Origin of the sequence: Tamlana sp. I1 (assembly GCF_015355625.1) — a bacterium.
Lineage (GTDB): Bacteria > Bacteroidota > Bacteroidia > Flavobacteriales > Flavobacteriaceae > Pseudotamlana.
In genome coordinates this window covers 221,798-233,685 of sequence record NZ_JACLAF010000002.1, presented here as the reverse complement: position 1 = coordinate 233,685, position 11,888 = coordinate 221,798, and the positions used below count along the sequence as shown (strand labels likewise).

Genomic DNA, 11,888 nt, shown 5'->3' with positions numbered 1-11,888 from the left:
ATCGCTTTTTTATTTAACATCAATTTTGTCAAATTATGAATTGATAAAAACATTCTTAAAATTCTCGCTAAAAAAGAGTATATATTTCATAAATTAGCGTTCCGCAAAATAATTTAAATTCACGTTAAGAGTATGGCAAATACAGCTACCATTGAGATTGATGGTAAAAAATACGATTTTCCTTTAGTAAAAGGAACAGAAAATGAAATAGCAATAGATATTACGAAATTAAGAGCTGCAACAGAAGGCGTTATTACTATAGATCCAGGTTTTAAAAATACAGGGTCTTGTGAGAGTGCTATCACGTTTTTAGATGGTGAGAAAGGAATTTTAAGATATCGAGGGTATTCAATTGATGAAGTAGCTGAAAATGCAGATTTCTTAGAAGTAGCTTACTTATTAATTTTTGGAGAGTTACCAACTAAAGAGCAAAATGATAAGTTTCACGAAGATATTAAAGCTGAATCTTATGTAGATGAGGATGTTAAGAAAATTATTGAAGCATTCCCTAAGTCTGCACACCCAATGGGTATTATTTCCTCTTTAACAAGTGCTTTAACGGCTTTTAATCCTTCTTCTGTAAATGTTGAGTCGGAAGAAGATATGTATAAATCTGTTGTTAGACTTTTAGGTAAAATGCCTGTTCTTGTAGCATGGACTTATAGAAAAAAGGCTGGTTTACCTCTTGATTATGGGGATAACTCTTTAGGATATGTAGAAAACATCTTGAAAATGATGTTTAAAAAACCTAATGGTGAGTATATTCAAAATAAAGTGTTAGTTGATGCTTTAGATAAGTTATTAATCTTACACGCCGATCACGAACAAAACTGTTCTACGTCTACAGTTAGAATCGTAGGATCGTCTCACGCAGGTTTATTTGCTTCAATTTCTGCTGGTATTTCTGCACTTTGGGGACCACTTCACGGTGGTGCAAACCAAGCGGTTTTAGAAATGCTAGAAGCTATTCAAGCCGATGGTGGCGATACTAAAAAGTACATGGCTAAAGCTAAAGATAAAAACGATCCTTTCCGTTTAATGGGATTCGGACACCGTGTTTACAAAAACTTCGATCCACGTGCTAGAATCATCAAAAAATCTGCTGACGATGTTTTAAGTCAGTTAGGTATTAAAGAGCCTATTTTAAATATCGCAGAAGGTCTTGAACAAGAAGCGTTAAAAGACCAATACTTTGTAGATAGAAAATTATATCCTAATGTAGATTTCTATTCAGGAATCATCTACAGAGCTATGGGTATTCCAACAGATATGTTTACGGTTATGTTCGCAATAGGACGTTTACCAGGTTGGATTGCACAATGGAGAGAAATGCGTCTTAAAAAGGAACCAATTGGAAGACCAAGACAAATTTATACAGGAGCAACTGAAAGAAAATTTGTTCCAGTTGATGAAAGATAATTAATACTTATTTTTATATTATATTTAAGTTTCACAGGTTTCCTGTGAAACTTTTCTTTTTTTAAAGTAATATTTTTAAAAATTCCTTAAAAATCATCTAAATATTACTAGTTTTGAACCTTTGATATGTAATTCTTTTAGGTTTAAAATATGTTGAAATTAAACGTTCAAAACGAAACATCTAGATTACGCGCAGTGGTTCTAGGAACCGCTGTTAATAACGGGCCTATTCCAGAAATAAAAGACTGCTACGACCCTAAAAGCATCGAGCACATAAAAGCTGGAACTTACCCTGAGGAAGCCGATATGGTACGGGAAATGGAAGAAGTAGCAGCCGTCTTCAAAAAATACGATGTTACCGTTTACAGACCAGAAGTTATTAATAATTGCAATCAAATTTTCACCAGAGATATCGCTTTTGTAATTGAAGATAAAATTATAAAATCTAATATTTTACCAAATCGTGAAGCTGAAGTTTCAGCAATTCAATATTTATGGGACAAAGTAGCGCCTGAAAACCGAATTATTTTGCCCGAAGAATGTCACGCCGAAGGTGGCGATGTTATCCTGTGGGACGATTATATATTTATAGGCACTTATTCGGGTGCAGATTACCCCGATTTAATTACAGCGCGTACTAACTTAGATGCAGTTATTGCCATACAGGAACTGTTTCCTAATAAAATTGTAAAAGCTTTCGAGTTAAGAAAATCGAACACTAATGCCAAGGAAAACGCCTTGCATTTAGATTGTTGTTTTCAACCCATAGGAACAGACAAAGCCATTATTCATAAAAATGGATTTTTAGTGGAAAGCGAATATGAATGGCTAGTTGATTACTTCGGAAGTGAAAATGTTTTCGAAATCACTAAAGATGAAATGTACGATATGAATAGTAACGTTTTTTCTATTTCGGAAGAAGTTATTATTTCAGAAAAAAACTTTACACGTTTAAACACATGGTTACGCCAAAATGGTTTTACTGTTGAAGAAGTAGCCTATGCCGAAATTAGTAAACAAGAAGGCTTGTTAAGATGCTCTACTTTACCTTTAATTCGAGATTAATTCAGATTTACATAGCTCATGCAACAAATAACAAATACCATTTTAATGATTCGTCCTGTTAATTTTAGGATGAACGAACAAACTGCGGTTAATAATTATTATCAACAAGTTTTAGATGATGTGCTTCCTGAAACGGTTAATTTTAAAGCCCAAAAGGAGTTTGATGCCTATGTTGAAAAACTTAAAAGTATTGGCGTAAATGTTATTGTGGTGAACGATTCGCCAGAAACCGATACGCCAGATGCCGTGTTTCCTAATAATTGGATTTCTTTTCATGAAAATGGCGATATTGGTTTGTATCCTATGTTTGCTGAAAACCGTCGTTTAGAGCGTCGTGAAGATGTTTTAGAGGTTCTAGAAAGTCAAGGTTTTCAAATTAATAATGTTGTAGATTATACCAGTGCTGAAGATGATGAAATTTTCCTTGAAGGCACCGGAAGTTTAATTCTAGACCGTGTTAACAGAAAGGCTTATTGTGCCTTATCGCCGCGTGCCGATGAAGATTTGTTTATAGAGTTCTGTGAAGATTTTGAATACATGCCCGTACTCTTTACAGCATACCAAACCGTAGGCAGCCAACGAAAAGCTATTTATCACACTAATGTGATGATGTGTGTTGGGGAAACCTTTGCAGTAATCTGTTTGAGTAGCATTGACGATAAAAAGGAACGTAAAAATGTGGTGAAGCATTTAAGAGAAGATGGCAAGGAAATTATCGACATTACCGAAGCGCAAGTACAGCGTTTTGCTGGCAATATGTTACAAGTTAAAGGAGCAAACGATGTGTCTTATCTCGTAATGAGTCAATCGGCTTATGATGCATTAACAACGTCTCAAATCTCAACTATTGAAAAGCATACTAAAATTTTATCCAGTTCTTTAGATACAATTGAAGCCTGTGGCGGTGGTAGTGCGCGTTGTATGATGGCAGAAGTTTTTTTACCAAAAGTATAGTTAGATTATGATATGTCAGGATTAGATTTAGGCAATTGTACATAAAAAGTACTGCCTATGCCTTGGGTGCTTTCTACCCATATTTTTCCATGATTCAGTTCTACAAGCTCTTTGCAAATTGAGAGTCCAAGTCCTGTACCTTTTTCGTTGTCTGTACCTAGAGTTGAAAAGGAATCTTCTTTAAAAAGTTTATCTAAATTTTGTTTAGAAATGCCAATTCCAGAATCGGCGACGCTTATTATGCAGCAACCATTGCTAATATGATTGGAAATGGTAATGCTGTCATCTTTTTTGCAAAACTTCAAAGCATTTGCAAGTAAGTTTTGAATTATGATTTCAAACATGCTTCTATCCGCGTAAGCGAAATCCCTTAAAGAACGATCAATTAAAGTGATGCCTTTATTTTGCATACGCTGTTCTATAAGGCTTACTTTGCTTTCAAAAACTTCTTGAATATCAAACAGGCTAGGTTTGGGTTCAAGCGATTGCATTTGGGATTTAGACCAATTAAGTAAATTGAATAATAAAAGCGAGGCGTTGTTAGCATTTTCGCTTAATTCAGGAATAAGGGTGTCAAATTCTTCTCTACTAAGCGAACCATCTTTAAGCAAATCGATAAAACCATTTATAGATGAAAGCGAGTCTTTTAAATCGTGAGAAACAATTGAAAAAAGCTTGTCTTTTACATTATTAACGTTTTCTAAATGCTTCGTTTGTTTGGAAAAAGCTTCGTTTTGTAATTCTATTTTAATGTTTTTTTCTTCTAGTTTTTTAGTGTACTTAATGGTGTTATTTCGTTTTAAAAGAAATACCACAAAAAAAGTAGATATAACAATTAAAAGGCCAACAGTAAAGTAAAGCCCCATATTGAGTTGTTTTAGTTTAGCATTTTGTAAAGTGCTGCTTGTGTTTATTGGGGTTGTGGTGTGTTGATTCGTGCTTGCAATGTTTACGGTATCGAACTCTAAGACATCAAAACTTTCATTTATTTTGGTATTTAACGCTGCTTTTTCTTGTTGTATCTCTTCTTTTAATTCGTAATAAGCACGTTGCCAAGCGTAAGCTTTTTCAAAACGCTGCCTAAGTGAATCTAGTGCTTTTAATAATTTATACTGCTTTAGTAATTCAGGTTTATTATTGCTGTTTTTTGCAATTTCTCCTGCTTTTAGAAGTTGTTCTTCAGCAAGTGTTAGTTTATTCTGACTAATATTTAAATTGGCAAGATTGTTTAAGGTGATTAATAAGTCGGTTTTGTTCGTTTTTAAAACATTTATGTCGTAACCTTCATTTAAATAATTTGAAGCTTTTTCAAAGTCATTAAACTCTAAGTACTCGCCACCTAGTTTAGGGTAGAGGTGCCCCAGAATAGAATCGTTTTTAGGGTTGGTATTCTCAATAAGTGTTTCGTAAATTTCAATGGCTTTTCGGTGTTCTTTTCTTTCGGAATACAGTCCAGCAAGTATGGTATTTGTTTTAAAAATGGCACTTTCGTCGTTTAATTGTTCTTGTACTTCAAGGGTTTTTAGGTAATACTCAATAGCTTTATCTTTTTGGTTAATACTAGAGTAAGCCTGTGCCAAGTTGTTATAAGCTAAATTAAGATCGGTTTTTAAATGCCTTTTTTCTAATTCGCGAATAGCATTTAGCGAATATTGTAAGCCCTTGTTAAAGTTGCCTCTTTTAATTTCAATTAAACCAATACTATTATTCACCTTGGCTATACTAATGGTGTCGTTTAGTTTGTTGAATAAACGTTTCGATTTTTCATAACCACTAATAGCGTTGATGTAATCGTTCTTTTCAGCATAAATTAAGGCTTTGTAATAGGTGATTTCTGCAATACCTTTTTTATGATTTATGCTATTTGAAAGTTTTTCGCTTTCAATAATATATTTTATGGCACGTTCGTAGTCATTACTGTCGTATAGCGATTTAATAAGTTTTAATGAAACGTCTACTTTTAAAGAATCTTGATTTTGAAAAGCTAATTGCAAGGCGAGACTATCTATTTCGTTGGATTGCGAAAATCCTAAAGAAATAAATAAAAGAGTAACTAATGTAATTAATCGCCTCATATAAAAATTCAATTACAACTCAACAAATTGAAAAAGCCTTAAGATTGAGAGAAAATAAGACGGTATTATTAAGTTATAAAGGTTGGTTAGTTTAATTGTTTTATCCAATGACTTGGAAATTAATAGCTTTACAAAAACAAATGTTGTAAAAAGCCTTATTAAAATCTAATTTATAGGTTTTAATGCCAAAAAATTAGATGAAATGAGTGCTAAAAAACCAGTGAAATATCGATGAATAGATGAACAGCATAAATCATAGAAAAGATGCGTTTCTTTTGAAAAAATACAGCTGTATTTCATCGGGTTTTTGCAAAAATGAAAATCTTATGAAATTTACCGCAGGTCACCGCAAGCTTTTTCGTATTTACTAGAAAATCTTGCTATCTTTGCAGGCTTAAAATACACGAGACATGAACCTTCAGGATACTTTATCGCATTACGTAAAACAAGCCGTAAAAGCAACATTTAATATTGAATTAGAATCGGTAGAATTTCAAGCCACACGTAAAGAATTTGCTGGCGATATTACCGTTGTTGTTTTTCCAATGTTACGTTTTATAAAGGGAAATCCGGTTCAAATAGGTGAAACTATTGGTGAATTTTTGGTGAATGAAGTTGAAGATGTAAAGGCTTTTAATGTGGTAAAAGGCTTTTTGAATATTGAAATAAACGACTCGTATTACCTCAATTTTTTCGAAGGAATTAAGGCTGATGAAACCTTCGGATTTGTATCGCCTAATCCTGAAGAAAAAGCCATTATGGTAGAGTATTCCTCGCCAAACACGAATAAACCTTTGCATTTAGGTCACGTTAGAAACAATTTATTAGGTTACAGTGTTGCCGAAATTTTAAAAGCTTCGGGCAAGAAGGTTTATAAAACTCAGATTATAAACGATCGTGGTATTCATATTTGTAAAAGTATGTTGGCTTGGAAACGTTTTGGAAACGAAGAAACTCCAGAAAGCACGAATTTAAAAGGCGATAAACTGGTAGGCAACTATTATGTAAAGTTCGACCAAGAGTATAAAAAAGAAATAGAAGCATTAGTTGCTGAAGGACAAACAGTTGAAGACGCTAAGAAGAACGCGCCAATTTTATTAGAAGCACAAGACATGCTTTTAAAATGGGAAGCTGGCGATGCTGAAGTTGTAGCGCTTTGGGAGAAAATGAACGCTTGGGTTTATAAAGGTTTTAATGAAACTTATAAAAATTTAGGGGTTGATTTTGATACCTTATATTACGAAAGTAAAACCTATTTATTAGGAAAAGAATTTGTTGAACAAGGTTTAAAATCTGGCGTTTTCCAAAAAGAAGAAGACGGCTCGGTGTGGTGCGATTTAACCGAGGATGGTTTGGATAAAAAAATCGTATTGCGTGCCGATGGAACAGCGGTTTACATGACCCAAGATATTGGTACGGCCATTCAACGTATTAAAGATTTTCCAGATGTTGGCGGAATGGTTTACACCGTAGGAAACGAGCAAGATTATCATTTTCAAGTCCTGTTTTTAATACTGAAGAAATTAGGTTTTGAATGGGCAAAAAATCTATACCATTTAAGTTATGGTATGGTAGATTTACCTAGCGGAAAAATGAAGAGTAGAGAGGGAACCGTTGTTGATGCCGACGATTTAATTGACGATATGGCGAATACGGCTGAAGAAATCTCGGAAGAATTAGGGAAACTTGACGGCTATTCTAATGAAGAAAAGAAGGAGCTATATAAAACCATTGGTTTAGGGGCTTTAAAATATTACATCTTAAAAGTAGATCCTAAAAAGCGTATTTTATTCGACCCAAAGGAATCTATCGATTTTCAAGGGAATACAGGGCCTTTTATTCAGTATACCTATGCAAGAATTCAGTCTATTTTAAGAAAGGCAGATTTAAATGCTCAGGTTACAGAAACCATAACATTACAGCCTAAAGAGAAGGAGTTAATTAAGCAAATCCAGTTGTTTCCAGAAGTGGTTCAAAATGCAGCCGAAAACCACAGTCCGGCATTAATTGCGAATTATACCTATGAACTGGTTAAAGAATTCAATTCTTTTTATCAAAATGTGTCAATTTTGGGTGCCGATAACGAGAGTGAAAAAGCTTTCCGTGTGCAGTTATCTAATACCGTAGCAAACACCATTAAAAATAGTTTTGGATTGCTTGGGATTCACGTTCCGGAGCGTATGTAAGTTTGCGTTTGGTAGAAAGTTAGAATTACTTTTTACAACTCCACTTTCTCTTCATAAGGTGCAATGGCTGTTGCCCAGCCTTCCATGATGGTTGGTGAGTTTAATATAAATTCGCCTGTTCTTAAATTAAAATGAACGATTTCATTAAAAGGATTTATCGTAATAATTTCATTCTTAGCAACAGTTAAACAGTAGGTGCCTGTGCTTTCTGAAAGGGCGATTTTATTCTCTTCACGGCTAGATAATCTGAGTTTTACAACGGGTTCATTTTCAGAGTAACGTAAGTAGTACAAATTTGTGTCGTCAATGGCGATATCTGGAATGTTATATGAGGAGTTTTTTGTAGCTATGGTTTCAATTAGTACCCCATTTTTGTCAATTTTTTTAATGTTTTTATAATCTGAATAATATATAAATTCATCTAAAACCGCAATACCTTCAGTTTTAATATTTGGTATTTCAGAAATAATAGCCCCATTTTCAGGGTTGAGTTGATAAATGGATTCGTCTTCTCCAACACCGCCAACCCATAAGGACTCACCATCGAAAGCTAAAGCGTGAGGCGACTCTAAACCTTTTGGTAAATCGAGTTTTAATTCAATGGTTGAAGTCGTTTCATTATATAAATAAATCCCTGGTTTAGCATAACTACGGTGTGTTAAAATCCACCATTTATATTCTATTTCCTCTTCTTCTTCAGTTTCTGTTACAAGATCACCTTCATCTAAATCTTCTAAATATCGGTTGCAAGATGTTGCAAGAATGCTAAGAATAAGTAAGGTAAAAATGGTTTTTGTTAGTTTCATAAACGGTATTTCAAATGGTAAACAAATTGACTGTTTTTATGCGAATGGCCAGGACTATATTTTAATGACTTTATGAATTTCTTTTTTAGATGAAGAATATATTTCAAATAAATAAACTCCGCTGCTAAAATGCCCTAAATTAAGCGAGACTTTGCCATCTTGTAAAGTTTCGGTTTTGCTTAATAACATTACGCCAGATGCATTATAAACTCTAAATGAAACGGTTTCAGGATGATTTATGCCTGATATATTTACGATATCTCGAAACGGATTTGGATACACCAGCCAGTTTTTGTTTTCGGAAAACTTCTCTTCTTTGGTAGGTATACAACCTTTTGAAATATCGAACTCCGATTTTAAAAGTTCTTCAATTCTTAAATTAACAAAACTGTCATTTAAGGTGTGATTAAAAAATGTGGAATCTATAATACTATCATCGGCACCAAGATAATTTTGCAGTAAAGTGGCAAAAGTTTGTCGGTAATCGTACTGAACGGTTTGTATTTGAAAGTTGTTGGAACTGGTAGCTTCAGTTAAATCTGGATTTGTTCCAGAAACACCGCCTGAAACTGGTTTTCCGAAGACAAACATAGGTGCGATTTCACCATGATCGGTACCTAAACTGCCATTTTCGGCTGCTTTTCTACCAAACTCAGAAAAGGTAAGTCCAACCACATCATCGGCTAAATTCTGACTATTTAAATCGTTAATAAAGGCTTCCATGCCTTCGGCTAAATCGGTTAATAAACTGTAGTGTTTTCCAATAGCCTCACCAACGCCTTCAACTTGTTGGTTGTGGGTGTCGAATCCAGAAATACGCACCATATATATTTTTGTGCCCAAATCGCCACTTATTAATCGGGCTACGGTTTTTAACTGATTGGATAAATCGGAATCCGGATAACTAATATCGTTTTGCCCAGCTTGAAAAGCTTGTGAAATTGATTTTCCATAGGTGTTCGAAAGGGCATCGGTATTGGTTAAATATTCTAATTGTTTACCATAATCGGAATCTGGAATATTCAAAGGCGGCAAACCTCCTAAACCGTTTACAATAGAGTAATAGCCTTCAGGATCTTGTCCGGAAATGTTTAATGATAGGCCGTGCGCTTCTTCAGCATGAAAACCTAAAGAAGTTTTAATTGAGCCTATTTCTACGGCTATAGGGAAACTTTCAACAATTAAATTGGGGTAATACAATTCCATAAAACGCCCCATCCAGCCTGTGTCCGAGCCGTTTAAAAGACTGTTTCCGTCGTTTCCGGTTAAATATAAATCGGTAGATTTAAAATGACTTTTATTTTGAGACGGGTAACCTACAGATTGCATAATTCTCAACCAGCCTTTGTCATATATCGATTTTAGTCCTGTAAGTGCAGGGTTTAATCCTATTTGTTGGTTGTCTGGCAACGTGCTATCTAAGCCAATATATTTATTGGGTCCCGTAATGGGAACTTTTATTGTGGGTCTTAAATTACTGTAAACATCGTATTGGTTTAATGGTACAACAGTGTTTAAACCATCGTTGGCACCTGCTAAATTGATAAGGACTAATTTTCGGTTTGAAATATCCGGACAATTAGCATAAGGCATGAATGACTTTAGTGCCGCTTGCAACTCAAAAGGTGTTAGGGCCATGGCTGAAGCCGCAGTTGATAATTTTATAAATTGTCTTCTTTGCATAATTTTAGGCTTACATTAATTGGAATTCTGGGGCATTAACCATAGCGGTAATCAAATCATTTAAACGGGTTCTTATCGTGGTATCGTCATTGTTTTCAAGGTATTTTTTCCACGTACCCGTCCAATAATAATCGGGAAAACCTACATCAACTAAAAAGCTTTTAAAGTAATTAGTTCTATCGGTATCAATACTTTCTGGATAGAGTAGTTCGGCAATTTCATATACCAATAAATTAGGGTCTTCAGCATTAGGAATGTGTTTTTTTACAAAGGCTGCGGTATCCAGTTTCGCATAAATATCACCATTGCTTATGGTATTTTTACCTTCAATAAAGCTTTCAATAAGTTTATAGCGGCCTATAATGGTGTTTGATGAAAACCAATACCTGTCAAATCCAGGTTCTTGATAATAGGCGGGGTAGCCAGCTACTTCATCAGGATTGAAAAAATCCATACCTGAAGCTAGAAAATATTTGTTATGAATAAAGTTGTGGAAGAAACTACTGTAGTAATTTATAGGGTTTGTGCTTGGGTCTGGATAGTCAATTTCGAACATGGCAGTAACTTCTGAAAGTAATTGCAACGGACTTTTAATAATGCTTCCAATAATATTATCGGTGGGGTCGCTATCATCAGCATCGTAAAAATGCTCGCTAGAAAGCAGGGTGGTTACTACAGGTAATATTTCGTAATCGTTCTGAATAAGAATCTGCGCTAAAGGCGTGATGATGTCGGTTTCAACGGTTTCATCCCAATGACTTTTTACAAAATAAAGGTAAAGTTTTCGGCAGTAGGCTTTCGCGGTTTCTTCTTGAGCAAAAACCATATCGACAAAAGCATGTAGTTCTTCAAAAATTTCAGCTTCCGTTTCTTTTCCAATAATCACCTGATTTCCAAAAGCACTGCTGAAGGTTTTATCTTCCGTATCATGTTGGTCGATATTAATGTATCCCATCGGGATATTAGTATCGGGGTCGATATCGGTTCTTTCTTCACGTTTTTTAAATCCAGAAAATACTTTTGCTGCTTGTTGGATATCAACTTCGGTATAATTGGTATAATTATCAGAGCCAATTTGTTTACCTTTTAAAATGGTGAAAAGTTCTAAATATTCACGGGCATAATTTTCATTCGGATTGTTTTTATTATTCTGGGTATTATCCAAATAATCGAGCATCCCGTTATCGAGATTAATTTTTTTAGCTAAGGTTTTTAAATTTCCAAAAGCATAAAAATCTAATAAATTAATATGATCAAAAAAGTAGGTTGATGAGCCCACGCCCGTGTCTTTCCCAACCACAAAACAGGTGTGTAAAAAGAACGATAGTTTGTGTTTTAAAGTGGTTTCCTGCATGGCATTATACCACCACCAGGCCGTAATTATAGAGCGTTTTCGACTTTGTCCTTCAAATGTTTTTGGAAGATTGGGAGACGATGTCCAATAACCATCAGGAGCTTCAGTTGGTAAAGGATCGTAAGGTTCTGCTATGGTGTTGGTTGAAGCAGTTGTTAAACTATTTACAGCATCTGTAGCAGACATGCCCACAAATGAGTCTAATTGTGCTTTTGTGAATTTAAAAGACGCGCGCCTAAGTAGGTGTTTTGCTTTTCGCAAGTCTAAATTGGTACTGAGTGGATTAATGGATGGCATGGTTAAAATTTTAGGCAAATTAGAAAAAAGATTAATTTAGAACTGTTAA

Annotated in this window: 8 protein-coding genes; 4 read left to right on the top strand and 4 right to left on the bottom strand. The window is 34.6% G+C overall.

Features of this window, described 5'->3' with window-relative positions; all coding sequences use genetic code 11:
* The first annotated feature begins 132 nt into the window (after positions 1-132).
* From H6X70_RS02400 to ctlX, 3 genes are all read left to right on the top strand, one after another.
* Positions 133-1,419, top strand: a complete 1,287-nt coding sequence (locus tag H6X70_RS02400; protein ID WP_194766082.1) for a citrate synthase — start codon at positions 133-135, stop codon at positions 1,417-1,419.
* Positions 1,420-1,569: 150 nt separating this feature from the next.
* The gene (locus tag H6X70_RS02395; protein ID WP_194766081.1) at positions 1,570-2,484 is read left to right on the top strand and encodes a dimethylarginine dimethylaminohydrolase family protein; all 915 of its coding nucleotides are present in this window, start codon (positions 1,570-1,572) and stop codon (positions 2,482-2,484) included.
* 18 nt (positions 2,485-2,502) lie between these two features.
* A complete protein-coding gene (gene ctlX, locus H6X70_RS02390) occupies positions 2,503-3,438 on the top strand; it encodes a citrulline utilization hydrolase CtlX (RefSeq protein WP_194766080.1) in 936 nt (311 codons plus the stop codon).
* Positions 3,439-3,443: 5 nt separating this feature from the next.
* On the opposite strand, the gene H6X70_RS02385 is transcribed toward ctlX, so the two are convergent.
* Positions 3,444-5,513 (bottom strand): ATP-binding protein, encoded by a 2,070-nt coding sequence (locus tag H6X70_RS02385; RefSeq protein ID WP_194766079.1) that lies wholly within the window; start codon positions 5,511-5,513, stop codon positions 3,444-3,446.
* Positions 5,514-5,923: 410 nt separating this feature from the next.
* On the opposite strand from H6X70_RS02385, the gene argS reads away from it, so the two are divergent.
* Positions 5,924-7,699: an arginine--tRNA ligase gene (gene argS / locus H6X70_RS02380; protein WP_194766078.1), complete on the top strand. Its 1,776-nt coding sequence runs from the start codon at positions 5,924-5,926 to the stop codon at positions 7,697-7,699.
* 32 nt (positions 7,700-7,731) lie between these two features.
* On the opposite strand, the gene H6X70_RS02375 is transcribed toward argS, so the two are convergent.
* Genes H6X70_RS02375 through H6X70_RS02365 form a run of 3 tightly spaced genes read right to left on the bottom strand, consistent with a single transcriptional unit; the run spans position 7,732 to position 11,839 of the window.
* Positions 7,732-8,505 carry a hypothetical protein gene (locus H6X70_RS02375; protein WP_194766077.1) on the bottom strand — a complete coding sequence of 258 codons (774 nt, stop codon included), beginning with the start codon at positions 8,503-8,505 and terminating at the stop codon, positions 7,732-7,734.
* A gap of 54 nt (positions 8,506-8,559) precedes the next feature.
* Positions 8,560-10,188 (bottom strand): DUF1501 domain-containing protein, encoded by a 1,629-nt coding sequence (locus H6X70_RS02370; RefSeq protein WP_194766076.1) that lies wholly within the window; start codon positions 10,186-10,188, stop codon positions 8,560-8,562.
* Between the two features lie 10 nt (positions 10,189-10,198).
* Positions 10,199-11,839 (bottom strand): DUF1800 family protein, encoded by a 1,641-nt coding sequence (locus H6X70_RS02365; protein WP_194766075.1) that lies wholly within the window; start codon positions 11,837-11,839, stop codon positions 10,199-10,201.
* Between the last annotated feature and the right edge of the window lie 49 nt (positions 11,840-11,888).